This window comes from Pseudomonas sp. BIGb0176 (genome assembly GCF_024810175.1).
In the GTDB taxonomy this organism is placed as follows: Bacteria; Pseudomonadota; Gammaproteobacteria; order Pseudomonadales; family Pseudomonadaceae; genus Aquipseudomonas; species Aquipseudomonas protegens.
The window spans coordinates 2,363,808-2,386,232 of the sequence record NZ_JANUEC010000001.1; the positions used below are offsets into that span (position 1 = coordinate 2,363,808).

The 22,425-nt window shown below is 69.9% G+C and carries 3 protein-coding genes (1 of these 3 cut by a window edge); all 3 read right to left on the minus strand.

Annotation, left to right across the window (positions count from 1 at the left end):
- A protein-coding gene (gene ofaC, locus M2395_RS10285; RefSeq protein ID WP_123430354.1) for an orfamide A non-ribosomal peptide synthetase OfaC crosses the window boundary here: on the minus strand, nt 1–2,426 show its 5' portion. Its footprint begins 12,283 nt before the window's first position; 2,426 of the gene's 14,709 nt are visible here — the first part of the coding sequence; it begins with the start codon at nt 2,424–2,426; the stop codon falls past the left edge of the window.
- Nucleotides 2,423–15,526 carry an orfamide A non-ribosomal peptide synthetase OfaB gene (gene ofaB / locus M2395_RS10290; protein ID WP_123430353.1) on the minus strand — a complete coding sequence of 4,368 codons (13,104 nt, stop codon included), beginning with the start codon at nt 15,524–15,526 and terminating at the stop codon, nt 2,423–2,425. Before ofaB ends, ofaC begins: the two co-directional genes overlap by 4 nt.
- Before the next feature lie 317 nt (nt 15,527–15,843).
- Nucleotides 15,844–22,209 carry an orfamide A non-ribosomal peptide synthetase OfaA gene (ofaA, locus tag M2395_RS10295; RefSeq protein WP_123430352.1) on the minus strand — a complete coding sequence of 2,122 codons (6,366 nt, stop codon included), beginning with the start codon at nt 22,207–22,209 and terminating at the stop codon, nt 15,844–15,846.
- Nucleotides 22,210–22,425 lie beyond the last annotated feature (216 nt).

Below are 22,425 nucleotides of genomic sequence, written 5' to 3' on the forward strand. Positions count from 1 at the left end.
TACTCGGCCACCGGGGTCGGCAGGAAGCTCACGTCCAGGGGCTGGGCACGCCACCAGGCGAGCAAGGCATCCAGGTCCTCGCTGCCGTCCTGGGCCGGTGCCAGGTGCAGGGTCGCGCCCACACACAGCGCCGGCCAGACCTCCCAGGCCATGGCATCGAAACCGAAGCCGGCCAAGCACGAGGCCTGGCTGCCGGGACGCAGGTCGAAGGCCTGGCAGTGCCAGTCCACCAGGTTACCCAGGGTCCGATGCTCCACCATCACCCCCTTGGGCAGGCCGGTGGAGCCGGAGGTGTAGATCACATAGGCCAGGTTGGCCGCGCTCAGCCCCGGTACCTGGGCATTGTCCGCCGTCTGATCGAGCCACAACCGCTGGTTGAGTTCGATCACCGGCACCGCCAGGGCCGGCAGGCGCCCCAGCAGCTCGGCCTGGGTCAGCACCGCCCGCGGGCCGCAGTCCTGGAGCAGGTAGTTCAGACGCTCGGCCGGGTGGGCCGGGTCGATGGGCACATAGCAGGCCCCGGCCTTGAGAATCGCCAATAGGCCCACCACCGTTTCCAGGCTGCGCCGGGCAACGATGGCCACCCGGTCATCGGGCTGCACCCCCAGCCCGCGCAGTTGCCGGGCCAGGACATTGGCCTGTCGGTTGAGCTCGGCATAGCTCAGCGAGCGGCCCTGGTAGCAGGCCGCCAGGGCGTCTGGGGTGCGCTGCGCCTGGGCCTCGATGCGGCCATGGATAGCCTGCCCCCGGGGGTAGTCCACCGCGCTGCGGTTGAAGCCTTCCAGCACCTGCTCGCGCTCCGCCACCGGCAGGATCGGCAACTGCTCCAGGGCCAGTTGCGGCGTCTGCTCCAGGGCCTGGGCCAGGTTCTCCAGGGTGCACAGCAGGTAGCCGAGGATGCGCCGCGGGTCGACCTGGGTGCTGGCCAGCAGGGTCAGGCTGAAATCCTGCCCGAGGTCGTCGACGCTCAGGGTCAGGGGGTAGTTGGTGCGCTCCTCGGAGCTCAGGGTGCTGATCCCGGCCCAGGCGGCCTGGGCCGCGGCACTGGCCCCGGCAGCACTGTGCCGGTAGTTGAGCAAGGCGCTGAACAGCGGGGTCGGTGCGCTCACGCCGCTGCAACGCTGGGCCAGGGCCAGGGCCGCGTGTTCGTGGCGCAGCAAGGTGGTGAGCCGGGCGTGGGTGGCCTTGAGGGCCTCGCCCAGGCCCTGGCTGTCCACATCCAGGCGAAACGGCAAGGTGTTGATGAAGATCCCCAGGGCCCGCTCGGTGGCTTCGGCGCCTTGCAGGCGGCCCATCAGCACAGTGCCGAACACCACCTTGTGCTTGCCCGCCAGGGTGCCCAGCACCCGGCCCCAGGCCAGGTGGAACAGGCTGGCCGCGCTGACCCCGGCCAGCCGGGCCCGGGTCCGCAGGCGCTGGCTCAACTCGGTTGGCAGGGCCTGGGTGCATTCCTCGATGGCCCGGCCATCGCCCTGCACATCCTGCAGGCCGTAAGGCAGGGTCGGCTCGTCGATATCGCCGAGCATCTGGCGGAAGAACGCTTCGTGCTCCTGTTCGCTGATGCCCAGCCGCGCCTGGGCCACGTAGTTGCGAAACGGCATGGCCGGCCCCAGGCGCTCGGCCTGCCCGGTGAGGAAGGCCTGCATCTCGTGGCGCACCACATCCAGGGCGCTGTGGTCCAGGGCCATGTGGTGGAACAGCAGCATGGCGACGATGCGCTGCCCGGCTTCATCCCGGGCATGCACCAGGCGCAGCAGCGGCGCCTGGCTGACGTCCAGGCGATAGTGGCGGGCGTCGAAACGCGCATGCAACTGGGCCAGAACCTCACCGGCCGCAGGGTCGGTCTCGACCTCTTGCAGCTCCAGCCCGGCCTCGCGCCAGACCACCTGCATCGGCTGCTCCAGGCCATCCCAGAGCACCGCGGTGCGCAGGATGTCGTGCCGCGCAATGACCCCGCGCAGGGCCTCGGCAAAGGCTTCCAGGCGTTCCTCGCTGGCGAAGGCGAACTGCGCCTGCATCACATAGGGGTCGCCCTGCTGCGCACTGACGTGGTGGTAGAGAATGCCCTCCTGCAGGGGCGCCAGGGGGTAGATGTCCTGCACGTTGGCGACCCCGCCCGGGACGCTGGCGACAATGCGCTCGATGGCCTCCTGGTCGAGGTTGGCCAGGGGCAGCATCGCCGGGGTGATGCGGCTGATGCCCGGGGTGATGCCATTGGCCGGCACCTGCACCTGCCCGGCCTTACTCGGCGAATACTGGCCGGCGCGGATCAGCTCGATCAGCTCCGGCTTGTGCTCGCGCAAGCGGGCCAGCAGCTGCGGTTCGCTCAGGGCCTGCTTGTTGCCCTGGACCACCAGCTGGTCGTCCTTGAGCACCAGTTGCACATCCTTTTCCTTCAGTGTCGCCAACAGTTCGATCACGCTCACAGGACGATCTCCATTCGTTCGGTCATGGCCGCGTAGGCCGCCAGGGTCGGCTGTTCGAACAACGCCCGGACATCGGCTTCCATGCCTAGCTCACGCATGCGGCTGATCAGGCTGACCGCCAGCAGTGAGTGCCCACCCAGTTCAAAGAAATGATCGTGACGCCCCACCCGCTCGACATTGAGCAGTTCGGCCCACAGCCGCGCCAGGGCGATTTCGGTGTCGCCCACCGGGGCCTCGTACTCGCGCACCTGGGCCGCCTCCAGCCCCGGGGCCGGCAGTTCCTTGCGCGCCAGCTTGCCGTTGGCGCTCAGGGGCAGCGCCGCCAGGTGCACGAACAGCGCCGGCACCATGAACTCCGGCAGGTGCTGCAGCAGTTGCGTGCGCAGGTGCTCGACGGGCAGGCGCCGGGCGCTGTCGTGGGTGGTGTAGTAGGCCACCAGGCGCTGGTCGCCGGGCACATCCTCGCGGGCCAGTACCACCGCCTCCTTGACCTCCTCCAGCTGGGTCAGGCGCGCCTGGATCTCCCCCAGTTCGATGCGCAGGCCGCGGATCTTCACCTGGTCGTCGTTGCGCCCCAGGTACTCGATAGTGCCGTCGGCCTGATAGCGCCCGAGGTCGCCGGTGCGGTACAGGCGCGCCCCCGGTTCCTGGCTGAACGGGTCCTTGAGGAAACGTTCGGCGCTCAACTGCTCGCGGTTCAGGTAACCCCGGGCCACCTGCACCCCGCCGATGTACAGCTCGCCCACCACCCCCAGGGGCACCGGCTGCATCTGCGCGTCCAGCAGGTAGATGCAGGTATTGGCGATGGGCTTGCCGATGGGCGTGTGGTCCGGGGTATCGGCCAGCGGGCCGCTGCAATCCCAGGCAGTGACGTCCACCGCGGCCTCCGTGGGGCCGTAGAGGTTGTGCAATGCCACCTGTGGCAGTTGCTGCTTGAAGCGCCGCACCAGGCTGCCCGGCAATGCCTCGCCGCTGCACATCACCTGGCGCAGGCCCAGGTCCTCGGCGCCCTCGCCCTGTGCCAGGAACACATCGAGCATCGAGGGCACGAAGTGCAAGGTGCTGATGCCCTGCTCGCGGATCACCTGGCGCAGGTAGGCCGGGTCCTTGTGCCCGTCGGGGCGCGCCATCACCAGGCGCGCGCCGGTGAACAGCGGCCAGAAGAACTCCCAGACCGAGACGTCGAAACTGAACGGGGTCTTCTGCAACACCGCGTCCTCGGTGCCAAGGCGGTACTGCGCCTGCATCCACAACAGGCGGTTGACCACGGCCCGGTGCTCGTTCATCGCGCCCTTGGGCTGGCCGGTGGAACCGGAGGTGTAGATCACATAGGCCAGGTGCCCCGGGGTCAGCCCCTCTACTTGCGGGTTGCCCGGCGCCGGCCCGCTCCAGGCCAGCTGGTCGAGGTCCACCAGGGGCCGCGCCAGTTCGCCGAGCAATGCCCGGGTCGCGCCCTGGGCCAGCACCGCCAGGGGCGCGCTGTCGTCGAGCATGTAGGCGATGCGTTCGGCGGGGTAGCCCGGGTCGATGGGCACATAGGCGCCGCCGGCCTTGAGGATCGCCAGCAGGCCGACCACCATTTCCAGCCCGCGCTCGACACAGATCGCCACCCGGCTGTCGGGGCCGACGCCCAGTTGCAGCAGGTGCCCGGCCAGCTGGTTGGCGCGCCGGTTGAGTGCGCCGTAGCTCAGCTGCTGCTCGCCGGCCTGCACCGCAGTGGCCTCGGGGCTGCGCCGCACCTGGGCCTCGAACAGCCCGTGCAGGGTCTGCTCCAGGGGGTAATCCACGGCCGTGGCGTTGAACCCTTGCAGCAGGTGCTGACGCTCCTGCGGCGGCAGGATCGGCACCTCGCGCAGGGGCCGCTGCGGCGCCGTCTCCAGGTTCTCCACCAGGGCCAGCAGGGCCTGCTGCATGTAGCCGCAGATACGCTCGGCACCGATCCGCGCCAGGGTCATGGCGGTGAGACGGAACCCCTGGCCCAGGTCGTCGACGTTGAGGCTCAGGGGGTAGTTGGTGCGCTCCTCGCTATGCAGGGTCTCGATGCCCTGCCAGGCCTGTTGCACGGCCTGGCTCGGCACCCCGTCGCTGCCGTGGCGGTAGTTGAGCATGGCACTGAACAGCGGCAGCGGCGCGGCCACCCCGCTGCAACGCTGGGCCAGGGCCAGGGAGGCGTGTTCATGACCCAGCAAGGCACTGAGCCGGTCGTGGGTGTCCTTGACCGCGGCACGGCTGCCACGCGCATCCAGGTCGACCCGCAGCGGCAAGGTGTTGATGAACATGCCCAGGGCCCGGTCGGCGCCCTGCCCGGCGCTCAGGCGCCCCAGCAGCACGGTGCCGAACACCACCCGGTCCTGGCCCGAGGTGACGCTCAGGACCCGGGCCCAGGCCAGGTGGAACAGGCTCGCCGCACTCACCCCCAGCAACCGGGCCTGGGTTCGCAGGCGCGCACTCAGTGACGGCTCCAGGGCCTGCTGGCGCTCTTCAATGGCATCGCCATCGCCCTGCACGTCCTGCAGGCCGAACGGCAGGGTCGGCTCATCGATATCGCCGAGCATCTCGCGAAAGAATGCCTCGTGCTCTTCACGGCTCACACCCAGGCGCGCCTGGGCCACGTAGTTGCGATAGGGAATCGCCGTGCCCGCGGGCGACTGCCCCAGCAGGCAGGCCTGGATTTCCTCGCGCACCACCTCCAGGGCGGTGTGGTCCAGGGCCATGTGATGGAACAGCAGGATGGCGACGATGCGCTGGCGGGCCGGGTCCTGGGCATACACCAGGCGCATCAGCGGCGCCCGGGTCAGGTCCAGGCGCAGGTGCCGGGCATCGAAGCGCGCCTGCAGTTGCTCCAGGACCTCGCCCTGGGCGGGGTTCGCTTGCACCTCTTGCACCTGCACCCCTGCCTGGCGCCAGACCACTTGCAGCGGCTGCTTCAGGCCTTCCCAGAGCACCGCGGTGCGCAGGATGTCGTGGCGCTCGACCACCCGCTGCAGGGCTGCGGCGAAATCATCCAGGCGTTGCCGGCTGGCGAAGGCCAGCTGCGTTTGCAGCAGGTAGGGGTCGCCCTGCCGGGCACTCAGGTGGTGATAGAGGATGCCCTCCTGCAACGGCGCCAGGGGGTAGATGTCCTGCACGTTGGCCACGCCGCCGGGCACGCTGGCCACCACTCGGTCGATGGCTTCCTGCTCCAGTTCCACCAGCGGCAGCAGGTCCGGGGTGATGCGCGGGCAATCCGCGGTGATCCGGTTGGCCGGGACCGCGACCTCGCGGCCACTGCCCACCGCAGCCGCCAGCGCAGCCAGGGTCGGCTGGCCGAACAGCACCCGCACGTCGGCGTCCAGGCCGATCTGGCGCATGCGTTCGATCAGGTTCACCGCCAGCAGCGAATGCCCGCCCAGTTCGAAGAAGTGATCATGGCGCCCCACCGCCTCCACCTGCAGCACCTCGCTCCAGATCCGTGCCAGGGCCTGTTCCACCTCGCCTTCGGGGGCCACGAATTCCCGGTTCAGCCAGGCCTCTTCCCCCGGCGGTGGCAGGGCCTTGCGGTCGAGCTTGCCGTTGGCGGTCAGGGGCATGGCCGGCAGGCGCACATAGGCCACCGGCAGCATGTAGTCCGGCAGCCGGCCTTGCAGGTGGTCGCGCAGGTCTTCGGCGGCGGCTTGCACGCCCTCGGTACGGGAAGTGAAATAGGCCAGCAGGCGCCCCTCGCGGACCAGCACCAGGGCTTCCTTGAGGGCCGGATGGGTGAGCAGCGCCGCCTCGATTTCCCCAGGTTCGATGCGCATGCCGCGCACCTTCACCTGGTCGTCGTTGCGCCCCAGGTAGTCGAGGTTGCCGTCGGCGCGCCAGCGGGCCAGGTCACCGGTGCGGTACATGCGTGCCTCGGGCTCGGCACTGAAGGGGTCGTTGAGAAAGCGCTCAGCGGTCATTTGCGGGCGGTTGAGGTAACCCCGGGCCACCCCGGCGCCGGCCACATACAGCTCGCCACTGACCCCCTGGGGCACCGGACGCTGCAGTTCGTCCAGCAGGTAGAGCCGCGCATTGGCCACGGGCCGGCCGATATGCAGGGCGCTACCGGCCTCGATCCGCCCGGAGCTGGCCACCACCGTGGCTTCGGTGGGGCCGTAGTTGTTGATCACTGCAAAACCCGGGTCGGCGGCGAACTGGCGCAGGCGGTCGCCACCGATCAGCAAGGTGTCCAGTGTGGGGTGGCCGAGCCCCTGGCTGAAGGCGTATTCGGCCACCGGGGTCGGCAGGAAGCTGACATCCAGGGGCTGGGCGCGCCACCAGTGCAGCAGCGCTTCGATATCCTGGCTGCCCACTTCGGCGGGCGGCAGGTGCAGGGTCGCGCCGCTGCACAGGGTCGGCCAGACCTCCCAGGCCATGGCGTCGAAGCCCAGGCCGGCGACGCTGGAGCTGTGCCGCCCCGGGCCCAGGTCGAAACTCGCGCAGTGCCAGTGCACCAGGTTTTCCAGGCTCTGGTGCTCCACCATCACGCCCTTGGGCAGGCCAGTGGAACCGGAGGTGTAGATCACATAGGCCAGGTGCGCCGGGGTCAGGTGCGGCAGCAGCGGGTTGCCCTGCTCGGCCTCTTGCCAGGCAACCCCATCGAGATCGATCGACACCACCGCAAGGCTGCCCGGCAGCTCGCGGGTGGCGCTTTGCACCAGCACCGCCAGCGGCGCGCTGTCCTGCAGCAGGTAGGCGATGCGTTCGGCCGGCAGGCTCGGGTCGATGGGCACATAGGCCGCCCCGGCCTTGAGGACCGCCAGCATGCCCCGCAACAAGTGCGGCCCGCGTTGCAGGCACAGGGCCACGCGATCGTCTGGGTGCACGCCCAACTCCAGCAGTTGCCGGGCCAGCTGATTGGCCTGCTGGTTGAGCTGGCGGTAGCTCAGGCGCAACGGCCCCTGCACCAGCGCCACGGCGTCGGGAGCCTGTGCCGCTCGCGCCTCGAACAGCCCGTGCAGGGTCTGCCCGCGGGGGTAGTCGGCGGTGCTGGCATTGCAGCCCTCCAGCAGTTGCTCGCGCTCTTGTGGCGGCAGCACCGAGCACTGTTCGAGGGCCGCCTGCGGGTTGTGTTCCAGGGCCTGGGCCAGTTGCTCCAGGGCACTTTGCATATAAGCGCCGACACGCTGCGCACCGATTCCGGCCTGGGCCAGCAGCGCCAGGCTGAAGCCTTCGCCCAGGTCATCGACGCTGAGGCTCAGCGGGTAGTTGCTGCGCTCCTCGCCCCCCAGCAGTTCGACGCCCTGCCAGATATCCAGGCCGTCCGGCGCCGCCGTGTTCGGCACGCTGTGGCGGTAGTTGAGCAAGGTGTTGAACAGCGGCGCGCCGGCCGCCACCGCGCTGCAGCGCTGGGCCAGGGCCAGGGAGGCGTGCTCATGGCCGAGCAAGGCGCTGAGCCGGGCGTGGGTGGCCTTGACCGCGGCACGCACGCTGCCCTGCACATCGACCCGCAGCGGCAGGGTATTGATGAACACCCCCAGGGCGCGGTCGGCGCCCGCGCCGCCCTGCATGCGGCCCATCAGCACGGTGCCGAACACCACCTGGCGACGGTTGGCCAACTGCCCCAGCACCAGGCCCCAGGCCAGGTGCATCAGGGCCGCGGCGCTCACCCCCAGGTGCCGCGCCTGTTGCCGCAGGCGCCGGCTCAGCGCCTCGGGCAGCACCAGCTCGGCCTCTTCGATACCCAGGCCGTCACCCTGTACATCCTCTACGCCGAAGGCCAGGGTCGGCTCGTCGATGTCCCCGAGCATGTCGCGAAAGAACGCCTCGTGTTCCGCCTGCCCGGCACCCAGGCGTGCCTGGGCCACATAGTTGCGGTACGGCACCGGTGTGCCCAGGTGCTGCGCGCGGTCGAACAGCAGGTCGCGCATTTCCTCGCCGATCACCTCCATGGCGGTGTGATCCAGGGCCAGGTGGTGGAACAGCAGGATCGCCGGCACCCGCTGCTGCCCGGGCTCTCGCGCATAGACCAGGCGGATCAGCGGCGCCTGGGCCAGGTCCAGGCGCCAGTGACGAGCGTCGAAGCGCTGCTGCAACTGCGCCAGCAGGTCACCCTCGGCCGGGTCCAGGTGCTGTTCCTCGACCCGGAGCTCGGCATGGCGCCAGACCACTTGCAGCGGTTGCGGCAGGCCTTCCCAGAGCACCGCAGTGCGCAGGATGTCATGGCGCGTGATGACCTGCTGCAGGGCCCCGGCGAAACGCTGCAGGCGCTCCAGGCTGTCGAAGGCCAGGCGCGATTGCAGCAGGTAGGGGTCGCCCTGCCCGGCGCTCAGGTGGTGATAGAGAATGCCCTCCTGCAACGGCGCCAGGGGGTAGATGTCCTGCACATTGGCCACACCGCCCGGCACGCTGGCCAGCACCCGGTCGATGGCCTCCTGGTCCAGTTCCACCAGGGGCAGCAGGTCCGGGGTGATGCGCGGGCAATCAGCGCTGATGAGGTTGGCCGGCACCTGCACTTCCCGGCCGCTGCCCACGGCATCGGCCAGGGCGGCTAGGGTCGGCTGGCTGAACAGCACCCGCACATCGGCGCTCAGGCCGATCTGGCGCATGCGCTCGATCAGGCTCACCGCCAGCAGCGAGTGCCCGCCCAGTTCGAAGAAGTGGTCGTGGCGCCCCACCTGCTCCACCTTGAGCAGCTCGCTCCAGATCCGCGCCAGGGCGATTTCCACCTCGCCCCGGGGGGCGACGAATTCACGGCTGAGCAAAGCCGACGGGGCCGGCGCCGGCAGCGCCTTGCGGTCCAGCTTGCCGTTGTTGGTCAGGGGCAAGGCCTGCAACTGCACGTAGGCCAGGGGCACCATGTAGTCCGGCAGTTGCTGCTGCAGGGCCGCGCGCAGGGCTTCGGCCGGCAGCGGCGCGGCGTCCGCCTGCAGGGTGTAGTAGGCCACCAGGCGCTTGTCCCCGGGCTCGTCTTCCCGGGCCAGGACCACGGTCTCCTTGACCCCGGCGCAGGCAGTGAGGCGCGCCTCGATTTCCCCCAGTTCGATGCGCAGGCCACGGATCTTCACCTGATCGTCGTTGCGCCCCAGGCATTCGAGCAGGCCGTTGCCCAGCCAGCGGCCAATGTCCCCGGTGCGGTACAGCAAGGCCTCGGGCTGTTCGCTGAAGGGGTCGCGGATAAATTTCTCGGCGTTGAGTTCGGGGCGGTTGAGATAACCCAGGGCCACGCCGTCGCCGCCGATCACGATCTCCCCCGGGGCACCGATGGGCAGCGGCCGCTGCTGGGCGTCCAGGACATACACCCGGGTGTTGCCGATCGGCCGGCCGATGGGCACGTGCTCGGCGTCATCGGCCAGGGCGGTGACTTCATGGGTGGTGGCGTAGGTGGTGGTTTCGGTGGGGCCGTAGCAGTGCACCAGGCGCAGCCGCGGCGCCAGCGCCAGCAGGCGGCGAAAGGCCGCCGGGTCGGCACGCTCGCCGCCGCAGAGGAGAATCCGCAGGCCCTTGAGGGCCTCGGGAATCAGTTGCACGTACTGGTTGAACAGCGCCGTGGTGACAAACAGCACCGTGGCCCCGGCCGTGCTCAGGGCCCGGCCGAAACGCGCAGGTTCCAGCAGGGTGTAGTGATCGATCACCAGCACCCGGCCGCCATTGAGCAAGGCGCCCCAGACATCCATGGTGCTGGCGTCGAAGGCCGGGTTGGAGGCGAACGCCACCCGGTCCTCGGGGTTGAAGTCGGCATAGCCGTTGTTGAGCACCAGGCGGCTGATGGCCCGGTGCGGCACCTGCACGCCCTTGGGCACGCCGGTGGAGCCGGAGGTGTACATGATGTAGGCCACGGTCTCGGACGACTGCGCCAGGTCCGGGTTGTGCCCGGGCAATGGCGCCAGTTGCAGGCGGTCCAGGTCGACCCTTCTGGCCGGGCACGCAAGCACCTGGTCGCTGCGGCTGAGCAGCAGCACGCTGGCGCTGTCTTCCACCATGAAGGCCTGGCGCTGGGCCGGGGCGTTGATATCCAGGGGCACATAGGCCGCGGCGCATTTGCAGACGGCCAGTTGGCTCACCAGCAGGTCCAGGGACCGGGGCAACAGGATCGCCACCCGGTCGCCGGGCTGCAGCCCGAGCTCCAGCAGGTGCCGGGCCAACTGGTTGGCCCGGGTATTGAGCTCGCCGTAGCTGAGCTGCGCCTGGCCTTCGACCGCCGCCACCCGCTGCGGGTGGGCCTGGGCCTGGGCCTCGAACAGCCGGTGCACGGTGTGCTGGCGCGGGTAGTCGCGGGTGCTGGCATTGAACTCCAGCAATACCTGGCGGCGCTCGGCCGCCGGCAGTACCGGGATGTTCTCCAGGGCCAGGGCCGGGGTCTGCTCCAAGGCCTGGGCGAGGTGTTCCAGCACGCACTGCAGGTAGCCACAGACCCGATCGCCGTCCACCTGCGCCACGGCCTGCACGGTCAGGCGCAGGCCCTGGGCGTCATCGTCGATATTCAGCGCCAGGGGGTAATTGCTGCGCTCCCGGGAGTCGAGCACGCGGATCCCCTCCCAGCTCGCCGGCCCCTGCTGCGCGGTGTCGGCAGCGCTGTGGCGGTAGTTGAGCAGGCTGTTGAACAGGGGCAGCGATGCCGGCACGCCGCTGCAGCGCTGGGCCAGGGCCAGGGAGGCGTGCTCGTGGCCCAGCAATCGGGCCAGCCGGGCGTGGGTGGCGCGCAAGGCCTCGGCCACACCCTGCTCCCCGACACTGACCCGCAACGGCAAGGTGTTGATGAACATGCCCAGGGCCCGGTCGGCACCGGCGCCGCCCTGCATCCTTCCCAGCAGCACGGTGCCGAACACCACGTCATCACGGCCCGCCAGTTGCCCCAGCACCCGGCCCCAGGCCAGGTGCAGCAGGCTGGCCAGGCTCACTCCCAGGTGCCGCGCCTGCTCTCGCAGGCGCCGGCACAGCGCCGGGTCGAGGCGCAGTTGACGCTCCCGGATGCCGCTGCCGTCGCGCTGCACGTCCTGCAGGCCGAAGGCCAGGGTCGGCTCGTCGATGTCCGCCAGCATCTCGCGGAAGAACGCCTGGTGCTGCTCCTCGCCATGGCCCAGGCGCGCCTGGGCCACATAGTTGCGGTACGGTGCCGGCGCCGGCAACTGCGCGGCGGCGCCCTGCAGCACCGCGCTGATCTCCTCCACCAACACCTCCAGGGAGCTGTGGTCCAGGGCCAGGTGGTGGAACAACAGCAGGCCCAGCCAGCGCTGCTGCCCCGGGTCCGCGGCGCAGGCCAGTTGCAGCAGCGGCGCCCGGCTCAGGTCCAGGCGGTAGCGACGGGGGTCGAAACGCGCCTGCAGCTGCTCCAGCACCGGGCCCTGGGCCGGGTCCGTCTCGACCACCTGAATGTCCAGGGGCGCCTGGCGCCAGACCACCTGCACCGGCTGTTCCAGGCCTTCCCAGGCCATGCTGCTGCGCAGGATGTCGTGGCGCGCGATGACCTGCTGCAAGGCCAGGGTGAAGGTTTGCAGGGCGTCTTCGCCGGCAAATTCGAACTGCACCTGGAGCACATAGGGATCGCCCTCGGCGCTGCTCAGGTGGTGATAGAGGATCCCCGCCTGCAAGGGCGCCAGGGCATAGATGTCCTGGACGTTGGCGGCGCCGCCGGGCACCCGCGCCAGCAGCCGGTCGATGGCGGCCTGATCGAGGTCCGCCAGGGGCAGCAGGTCCGGGGTGATGTGGCGGCAATCGGCGGCGATGCGGTTGGCTGGCACCTGCACCTCGCGCTGCCCGCCCACGGTCGCCGCCAGCGCGGCCAGGGTCGGCTGGCCGAACAGCACCCGCACATCGGCGCACAGGTCCACCTGGCGCATGCGCTCCATCAGCTTGACCGCCAGCAGCGAGTGCCCGCCCAGCTCGAAGAAGTTGTCCTGGCGCCCGACCTGCGGCAAGCCCAGCAGCTCTTGCCAGATTGCCGCGATGGCCTGTTCCACCTCGCCCTGGGGCGCTGCATATTCACGCCGGGCCAGGGCCTGGCTGTCCGGCGCCGGCAGGGCCTTGCGGTCGAGCTTGCCATTGGGGGTCAGGGGCCAGGCCTGCAACGTCACGAAGGCGCTGGGCAGCATGTGCTCGGCCAGGCTCTGTTGCAGTTGCTCGCGCAGTTGCGCAGCGCTGGCAGCGGCCCCCGGCCGGGGGATCACATAGGCCACCAGGCGCTTGTCCCCCGGGGTGTCTTCCCGGGCGATCACTACCGCTTCGCGCACGCCGTCGCAGGCCGCCAGGCGGGCCTCGATCTCCCCCAGCTCGATGCGAAAGCCGCGGATCTTCACCTGGTCATCGTTGCGCCCCAGGTACTCCAGGCTGCCGTCGCTGCGCCAGCGCGCCAGGTCGCCGGTCTTGTACAGCCGCGCCCCCGGCTCGTGGCTGAAGGGGTCGGCGATAAAGCGCTCGGCGGTCAGCTGATCGCGGTTGAGGTAGCCCCGGGCAACCCCGGCGCCGCCCACATACAACTCACCCACCACGCCGCTGGGCAGCGGCTCGCGGTGGGCATCGAGCACATACAGTTGCAGGTCGGGAATGCGCCGGCCGATGGGGCTGCTGCCCACCAGCTGGGCATCCGCCGCCTGCAACGGGCGATAGGTCACGTGCACCGTGGTTTCGGTGATGCCGTACATGTTCACCAGCTGGGTGCCGACGTTTTCCAGGTGGGCATACCAGGGCTTGAGCATCCCCGGTTCCAGGGCCTCGCCGCCGAAGATCACCTGGCGCAGGGAGTGCTTGAGGGGGCTCTGGTCCTGGGCCGCGATCAGCGAACGGAAGGCGCTGGGGGTCTGGTTGAGGATGCTCACCCGGGCTTCGCAGAGCAGCCGGTAGCAGTCATCCGGCGAACGGCTGACGGCCTGGGGCACCACCAGCAACTGGCCGCCATGCACCAGCGCCCCCCAGATCTCCCACACCGAGAAATCGAAGGCGAAGGAATGGAACAGCGCCCACACGTCCCGCCAGTTGAAGTCGAACCAGTCGCGGGTGGCGCTGAACAGCCGGGCCACGTTGCGGTGCTCCACCATCACCCCCTTGGGCAGGCCGGTGGAGCCCGAGGTGTAGATCACATAGGCCAGGTGGGCCGGGGTCAGCCCCGGCACTTCGGGGTCGTCCTGGGCTTCATGGGCCAGGGTGCGGCTGTCGAGGTCGATCAGCGGCACCCGCAGGTCGGCCACCAGGGACTGGGTGCCGGCCTGCACCAGCAGCGCCACCGGGTCGCTGTCCTGCAGGGTGTAGGCGATGCGCTCGCGGGGGTAGGCCGGGTCGATGGGCACGTAGGCGCCGCCGGCCTTGAGGATGCCCAGCAGGCCGACGATCATTTCCACGCCGCGCTCGACACAGATCGCCACCCGCTGGTCCGGGCGTACGCCCAGCGCCAGCAAACGGTGGGCCACCTGGTTGGCGCGCCGGTTGAGCTCGCCGTAGCTCAGCCGCAGCTCGCCGAACAGCAGCGCCGGGGCCTCGGGCTGGACCCGGGCCTGGGCTTCCACCTGCTGGTGGATCAGCGGGCTGTCCGGGTAGTGCCCCAGCGGCGTGTTCAGGCCCTGCAACAGGTAGCGGCGCTCGCTGGCCGGGAGCATCTCCAGGCTGTACAGCGGTGCCTGCGGAGTGCTCTGCAAGGCCAGGGCCAGGCTCTCCAGGGCGGTCAGCAGGTAGCCGGCGATGCGCTCGGCGCCCAGTTGCCGATCCACCAGGGCGGTGATGCAAAAATCCTCTCCCAGGTCATCGATGTTGATGGTCAGCGGGTAGTTGGTGCGTTCTTCGGCGCCCAGCACCTGGATGCCCGGGGCCACCTCCTGCACCTGGGCGCCATCGGCGGCGTGGCTGTGGCGGTAGTTGAGCATGGCGCTGAACAGCGGCGTCGGCGCACTGACCCCGCTGCAGCGCTGGGCCAGGGCCAGGGACGCATGCTCATGGGCGAGCAAGGCACTGAGCCGCTGATGGGTGGCCAGGACCCCGGCGCGCACGCCCTGGGCGCCGACATCCACCCGCAGCGGCAAGGTGTTGATGAACATGCCCAGGGCCCGCTCGCCGCCTTCGCCGGCCTCCATGCGGCCCAGCAGCACGGTGCCGAACACCACCGCTTCGCGCCCCGACAGCTGGCCCAGCACCCGGGCCAGGGCCAGGTGCATCAGGCTGGCGCTGCTCACCCCCAGTTGCCGGGCCTGGGCCCGCAGGCGCTGGCTGAGCTCGCGGTCCAGGGTCAGCCGGGCCTCTTCGATCACCCGCCCGGCGCCCTGCACATCCCCCAGGCCGCACGGCAGGGTCGGCTCGTCGACATCGCCGAGCATCTCGCGAAAGAAGCGCTCGTGGGCCGCCTCGCTGCGGCTTGCCAGGGCCTGGGCCAGATGGTTGCGAAACGGTACCGGGGCCGGCAGGCGCTCGCTGTGCCCTTGCAGGCGGGCGTGGATTTCCTGGCGTACCAGGTCCAGCGCGGAGTGATCCAGGGCCAGGTGATGAAACAGCAGCAGCGCCACCTGGCGCTGGTTGGCCGGGTCCTCGGCGTGCACCAGGCGCAGCAGCGGCGCCTGACGCAGGTCCAGGCGAAAGTGCCGGGAGTCGTAGCGGGCCTGCAGCTGGCCGAGCACATCGCCGTCGGCCGGGTCCAGCGCCACGGCCTCGATCACCAGCGGCGCCTGGCGCCAGACCACCTGCAACGGCTCATCCAGGCTTTCCCAGGCGATGGCGGTACGCAGGATGTCGTGGCGGTCGATGACCCATTGCAAGGCTTCGGCGAAGGCTTGCCGTCGCTCGGCACTGGCAAAGGCGAAGCGCGCCTGCAGCACATAGGGGTCGCCCTGGGCGGCGGACAAATGGTGATAGAGCATGCCCTCCTGCAGCGGCGCCAGGGGGTAGATGTCCTGCACGTTGGCGGCGCCACCGGGCACTGCGGCGACGATACGCTCGATGGCGGGCGGGTCCAGCTGCACCAGGGGCAGCATGTCCGGGGTGATCCTGAAGGCCGGGCTCAGCCAGCTGCCACCCTGGCCGTCGAGCAGTTCCAGGAGCCGGGCCTTGTGCTGCACCAGGCTGTCCCAGAGCCCGTCGTCCAGCGCCTCGTCATCGCCCTGGACGAGCAGGTCCTCCTGTTCCCGTTGAAGACGGATCGCCAGGGTCGAAAGCACTGCCATCAATTCGCTGAACTGCATCTTGTAACCTGCCTGAGAATTCGGAAACGGTTGAAGAGAACGTCCTTGTTTCAGATGCAACCTTTCACCGGCGCCCCACTGCCCGGACGGGCGACAAGCGCCGCTGCCAGGCACCGCGCGGGGCTGTCGCGCCGTTGCGCAAAAAGCACCAGGGACAGTGAGCCCGCCAGGCTTGCTGGCAGCTCGCAGACGCTAAAACATCCGCCGCAGCGGGGCTGACATGGGAAGCCGGGACATGGCGCGGGGCCTGTCCCGCTGAGGCACCACGGCCCGCGCCGGCCCTGGGGCCGGCGCGGGGAAAAGCACTTGCAGCGGCCTCAGAGACGCCGCTGGCGCTTGAGCTGGGGGATGGTGGTGGCGGGGATTTCCAGGCGCTGCAACTGGCCCAGGGTATGGGCCGCCAGCGCCGCCAGGGTCGGCTGGCTGAACAACAGGCGGGCATCGGCGTGCAGGCCTTCCTGGCGCATCCGCGCCACTAGGCTGACCGCCAGCAGGGAATGCCCGCCCAGTTCGAAGAAGTGGTCGTGGCGCCCTACCCGCTCCACTTGCAGCACCTCGGCCCAGAGCCGCGCCAGGGTGGTTTCAAGCGGCCCCTGGGGCGGCTCGAAATCGCGGCTCAGCACCGCTTCCAGGCCCGGCTCCGGCAGTGCATCGCGCGCCAGCTTGCCGTTGGCGCTCAGGGGCAGCGCCGCCAGTTGCACATAGGCTGCCGGCACCATGTACTCCGGCAGACGCTCCAGGACATGGGCCCGCAGCGCCTCGATCCCCGGCGCCGCCACCCCGGGGTGCAGGCTGAAATAGGCCACCAGGCGCTCGCCACGCATCAGCACCGCCACCTCGCGCAGGGCCGGGTGGCTGGCCAGCCGCGCCTCGATTTCCCCCAGCTCCAGGCGCAGGCCCCGCAGCTTGACCTGGAAGTCGTTGCGCCCGAGGAACTCCAGGTCGCCGTCAGCGTTGTAGCGCACCCGGTCACCGCTGCGGTACAGCCGGTCGCCGGCGACGAAGGGGCTGTCGATAAAGCGCTCGGCCTGCAACTGCGGCAAGCCCAGGTAACCCCGGGCAACCCCGACCCCGCCAATGTGCAGCTGGCCGCTGACGCCCTGGGGCACCGGCTGGTCATGGGCATCCAGCACATACAGCCGGGTGTTGGTGATGGCCTTGCCGATCGGCAGTTGCACCGGCGGCACCGCCGCCCCGGGCTCCAGGGTCCAGGCGCTGCTGTCCACGGTGGCCTCGGTGGGGCCGTAGACGTTGTGCAAACGGGCCCCGGGCAGGCGCTGGCGGAACAGCCGGGCAATCGCTTCGGTCAGCTCGCCGCCGCCGCAGAACACATCGGTCAGGCTGTGGCACTGGCCGGCCTCTTCCAGCTGCAGAAATTGCAGGAGCATGGCCGGCACGAACTTGATCATGCTCACCTGCTCCTCGCGCACCAATTGCGCCAGATACAGCGGATCGCGCTGGCCGTCGGGCCGCGCCAGCAACAGGCGCATGCCCGTGACCAGGGGCCAGAACAGCTCCCAGACCGAGCCGTCGAAACTGAACGGTGCCTTTTGCAGCAGGGTGCCCCGGGCCCGCTCGCCACACAGCTGCGAACTCCAGTGCATCAGGTTGCCCAGGCCGCGGTGCTCCACCATCACCCCCTTGGGTGTACCGGTGGAACCCGAGGTGTAGATCACGTAGGCCAGGTGCGAAACCGTCAGCCCTGCCACCACGGGATCATGCTGCGGCGCCTGCTCCCAGGTACTGCGGTCGAAGTCGATCAGCGACAGGGGCAGCGGGCCCAGCAGCTCGCGGGTCGGCTGGTGCACCAGCACCGCCAGTGGCTGGCTGTCCTGCACCAGGTAGCGCAGGCGCTCCAGCGGGTAGTCCGGGTCCAGGGGCACATAGGCACCGCCGGCCTTGAGGATGCCCAACAGGCCGATCAGCAGTTCCGGGCTGCGCTGCACGCAGAGCCCGACTCGCACATCCGGCCCCACACCCTGCTCGCGCAGGTAATGGGCCAGCTGGTTGGCGCGCTGGTTGAGCTGCCGGTAGCTCAGTTGCCGCGCGCCGGCCTGCAGTGCAATGGCCTCGGGCGTGCGCCGCACCTGGGCTTCGAACAGGGCATGCAGGGTCAGCTCCCGCGGGTATTGCGAACGGGTGGCATTGAGCGTTTGCAGCAGGTAGCGCGACTCCACCGGCGGCAGGATCGACAGGCTGTGCAACGGCGTCTGCGGCGCCTGTTCCAGGGCCAGCACCAGCGCTTCGAGAGCGGTGTTCAGGTAGCCCAGCAGGCGTTGCGCGCCGATCCGCCGCGGGGCCCGGCAGCCCAGGCGGAAACCCGGTTCCAGGTCGTCCACCGCCAGCATCAGCGGGTAGCTGAGCACCTCTTCGCTGCTCAGCAACTCGACCCCAGGCAAACCTTGCAACAGGTCGCCGCCGAGGTTGTGGCGATAGTTGAGCAAGGCATTGAACAGCGGGGTCGGCGCCGCCACCGCGCTGCAGCGCTGGGCCAGGGACAGCGGCGCCTGCTCGTGGGCGAGCAAGGCACTGAGGCGCTGCTGGGCCTGGCCCAGCCCCTCGGCCACCGTCAGCCCCGCCAGTTCCAGGCGCAGTGGCAAGGTGTTGATGAACATGCCCAGGGCCCGGTCGGCCCCCGCTCCGGCTTGCAGACGGCCCAGCAATACGCTGCCGAAGAGCACGTCCTCACGGCCGCTGGTACGCCCCAGTACCAGGGCCCAGGCCAAGTGAAACAGGCTGGCGGCGCTGACCCCGAGCTGGCGCACCTGGGTTCGCAGGCGCTGGCCAAGCTCGGCTTCCAGCAGGCCGCTGGCGTGCTGCAGGTCCAGTTGTTCCCCGGGCCGTTCCTGCAGTTCGAAGGCCAGGGTCGGCTCGTCCACCGTGCCCAGGCCGGCCTCGAAGAACGCCTTGTGGGCGGCCTGCCCCTGGCGCGTGCGGGCCACGTAGTCACGGTAGGCATAGGCCGGCGCCAGGCTGGCTTGCCGGCCTTGCACATGGGCGGCGATTTCCGCCAGCAGCACCGCGGTGCTGCTGGCGTCGTTGACCAGGTGATGGAAGCGCAGCAGGCCGATCCAGCGCCCATTGGCCCGGTCCTCGGCCCAGGCCAGGGCCAGCATCGGCGCCTGGCGGATATCCAGCGGGTTGTGCTGCGGGTCGAAGTGCTCGCGCAGGCGCTCCGCTACATGGCCGCCGGGCCCGGCCTGCCACTCTTGCACCGTCAGCCGGGCCTGGCGCCAGACCACCTGCAGCGGCTGCTCCAGCACGTCCCAGACCAGGCTGGTGCGCAGGATGTCGTGGCGCTCGATCACTGCCTGCAGCGCCAGGGCGAAGGCGTCCAGGTCCTCGCGCCGGGCGAAGGCGAACAGCGCGTGCTGCTGGTAGGGATCGCGGGCGGCGGTCATGTGGTGATAGAGCAGGCCCTCCTGCAACGGCGCCAGGGGGTAGATGTCCTGCACATTGGCAGCGCCGCCGGGGATGCAGGCCACCACCCGGTCGATGCTGTCCTGGTCCAGCTCCACCAAGGGCAGCATCGCCGGGGTGATGCGCTGGCAGTCGGGCGGAATGCGGTTGGCCGGGACCTCGACGACCTGCCCGGTGCTCACCGCCGCAGCGAGACTGGCCAGGGTCGGCTGGCCGAACAGCACCCGCACATCGGCCTGCAGGCCGGCCTGGGCCATGCGCTGGATCAGTTGCAGGGCCAGCAGCGAATGCCCGCCCAGTTCGAAGAAGTGATCGTGGCGGCCCACCTGCTCCACCTGCAGCAGCTCGCTCCAGAGCCCGGCCAGGGTGATTTCCAGCGGGCCCTGGGGCGCCTCGTAGGCGCGGCTGATCAGGTCCTCGGGCCCCGGCGCCGGCAGCGCCCGGCGGTCCAGCTTGCCGTTGCCGGTCAGCGGCCAGGCGTCGAGCGGTACGTAGGCCATGGGCAACATGTACTCCGGCAACTGCTGGCGCAGAAATTCCCGCAGTTGCAGGGCCGTGACCGCCTGGCGCGGAATGAACCAGGCCAGCAACTGGCCGTCCCGGGCCTGGACCAGCGCCTCGCGCACTGCCGGGTGATCCCCCAGGCGGGTCTCGATTTCCCCCAGCTCGATGCGCAGGCCGCGGATCTTCACCTGATCGTCGTTGCGCCCCAGGTATTCCAGGCTGCCGTCCTCCCGCCAGCGAGCCAGGTCGCCGCTGCGGTACATGCGCGCGCCGGGGCGGTCGCTGAAGGGGTCCGCAAGGAAGCGTCCGGCATTCATCCCATCGCGGTTGAGGTAACCCCGGGCCACCCCGCCACCGCCCACATAGAGCTCGCCGGGCACGCCGATGGGCAGCAGTTGCTGCTGTTCATCCAGCAGGTAGATCCGGGTATTGGCGATGGGCCGGCCGATATGCAGGGCCTGCCCGGCCTCGATGGCACCGGAAGTGGCGACCACCGTAGCCTCGGTGGGGCCGTAGTTGTTGATCACGGCAAACCCGGGGTCAGCAGGCAACTGGCGCAGGCGGTCGCCGCCGATCAGCAAGGTGCGCAGGGTCGGGTGGCCCTGTTGCTGGCTGAGGGCGTACTCGGCCACCGGGGTCGGCAGAAAGCTCACCTCCAGCGGCTGGGCGCGCCACCAGGCCAGCAGGCGGTCCAGCTCCTCGGGGCCGTCGCTGACCGGCGCCAGGTGCAGGGTCGCCCCGGCGCACAGGGCCGGCCAGACTTCCCAGGCCATGGCATCGAAGCCGAAACCGGCAAGGCATGAGGTGTGGCTGCCAGCCTGGAGGTCGAAAGCCCGGCCATGCCAGTCCACCAGGTTCGACAGGCTCTGGTGCTCCACCATCACGCCCTTGGGCTGGCCGGTGGAGCCGGAGGTGTAGATCACGTAGGCCAGGTGCTCGGCGGTCAGCCCGGCGGCCTCGGCAATCTCGCCCGGGCCATCCAGCCACTGGCCGTTGTCGAGGTCGATCAGCGGCACGTTCAGCGTCGGCAGGCACTGGCGCAGGGCGCCCTGGGTCAACACCGCCCGCGGTGCGCTGTCGTGCAGCAGGAAGGCCAGGCGCTCAGCCGGATGGGCCGGGTCCAGGGGCACATAGCCCGCGCCGGCCTTGAGAATCGCCAGCAGCCCCACCAGGGTTTCCGGGCTGCGCCGGGCGACAATGGCCACCCGCGCATCCGGCCCCACTCCGAGCTCGCGCAGGTGCAGGGCCAGGGCGTTGGCCCGGCGGTCGAGCTGTTCATAGCTGAGGGCCTGGCCCTGGGCGACCAGGGCAATGGCCTGGGGCGTGCGCCGGGCCCAGGCCGCGACCCGGGCGTGAATCCGCTGTTCGGCGGCGGCTGGCTGTTCGTTGGCGTTCCAGGCCTGCAAGCGGCGCAGCTCGGCGGCAGGCAGCAGGGAGAAGCGGGCCACCGGCAGTTGCACATTGTCCAGCCCCTGCTCCAGCACATGCAGCAGGCGCGCGGCCAGGGCCTCGATTTCCTCGGGCTGGAAATACGCCGAGTCGTAGACGTAGTGCATCCAGGCGCTGTCATCGAAGCTGTTGCTGCGCAGGTGGATGGCCAGGGGCGTGGGCTCGTGGCGGTTGGAGACTTTCACCGACGAGGCCGCCGCCTCGCCGTAGCGGTAGTCCAGGTCTTCCAGTTCGTAGGACAGCGACAGCTCGAACAGCTGCGCGCGGTCTTCGCGCAGCAGGCCGAGGGCGCGGTTGAGTTCGCTCAGGGGAAAGCGCTGGTGGCGGAAGTCCTGTTTCAGTACATCGCGCACCGCCCCCACCAGGGCCTCGAAGCTCAGTTCGCGGCCGAAGTCCATGCGCACCGCGCTGACCTGGGTGAAGGAACCCAGGGTCACCTTGAAGGCCGCATTGGGGCGGTTCAGCACCGGCATGCCCAGGACCCATTCGTCCCGTTGCAGGGTGCGGGTGAAGTACACATGCAGCGCCGCCAGCAGCACATGAAAGGCCGAGGCCCCGGTGCTCTTGCCCAGGGCCTTCATACGTTCGTGCAAGGCCGCGGGGAACGCCTGGACCAGGGTCGCCCCCGGGGTCGCGGCGTCGGCGGCGGGCCGGTAGCGCGGGCGCAGCACCGGCTCCGGCAGGCTCTGGTACTTGTCCAGCCAGTAGTCGCGGTCCCGGGCATAGCGGCTGGACTGGTGGTAGCGGGCGTCGTCCTCGATGAAGTCGACAAAGGACGGCGCCGTGGCCTGGGGCTCCTCGCCGCTGGCCAGGGCGCTGTAGAGCCCGCCCAGGGACTGGGACAGCTGGGCGAACCCCCAGCCGTCGAGGATCAGGTGATGGGCCTCGACTTCCATCAGGTGATGCTCGGGGCCCACCCGGAACAGCGAGAAGCGGCACAGCCGTTCGCCGTCGAGCTTGAACGCCTGCTGCATCTGCCGGCGGATCTGCGCCTGGGCCGCCGCCAGCGGATCGGCCGCCGCGGACAGGTCATGGAACACCAGCTCCACCGGCCACTGCCGATCGAAGTGCTGCAAGGGCAGGCCGTCGACGCTGCCCTCCAGGGACAGCACCGTGCGCAGCACGTCGTGCTTGTCCACCAGCAGCTCCACGGTGCGCTGCATCAGCTCGGGCCGGAACGGCCCCTTGAGCACGGCATAGCCGCCGATGTTGTACAGCGGCGAGTCGCCCCGGCTCAGTTGGTCGAGCCAGATATCGCGCTGCCCGGCGGTCAGCGGCAGGCCCCGGGCCTGTACCGGACCGGCGTTCATGCGCGCCCCCGGGCGGGGTGCCCGGCCCATGGCGGGCAGTGGCTGGCTGGGGTGACTGGCGCGACGAAAGCGCCCACGGCTGCGGCGGAAAAATGCGTCATAAGATCCTTCTCATGTGATGGGCCCGGGCACCGGCGTCCGCGGATTTAAGCATCGGCCCCAGGGCCTGTATGTCACCCGAAACCCGGACAGTTCCGGCCCCGGTCGGCCACCTCG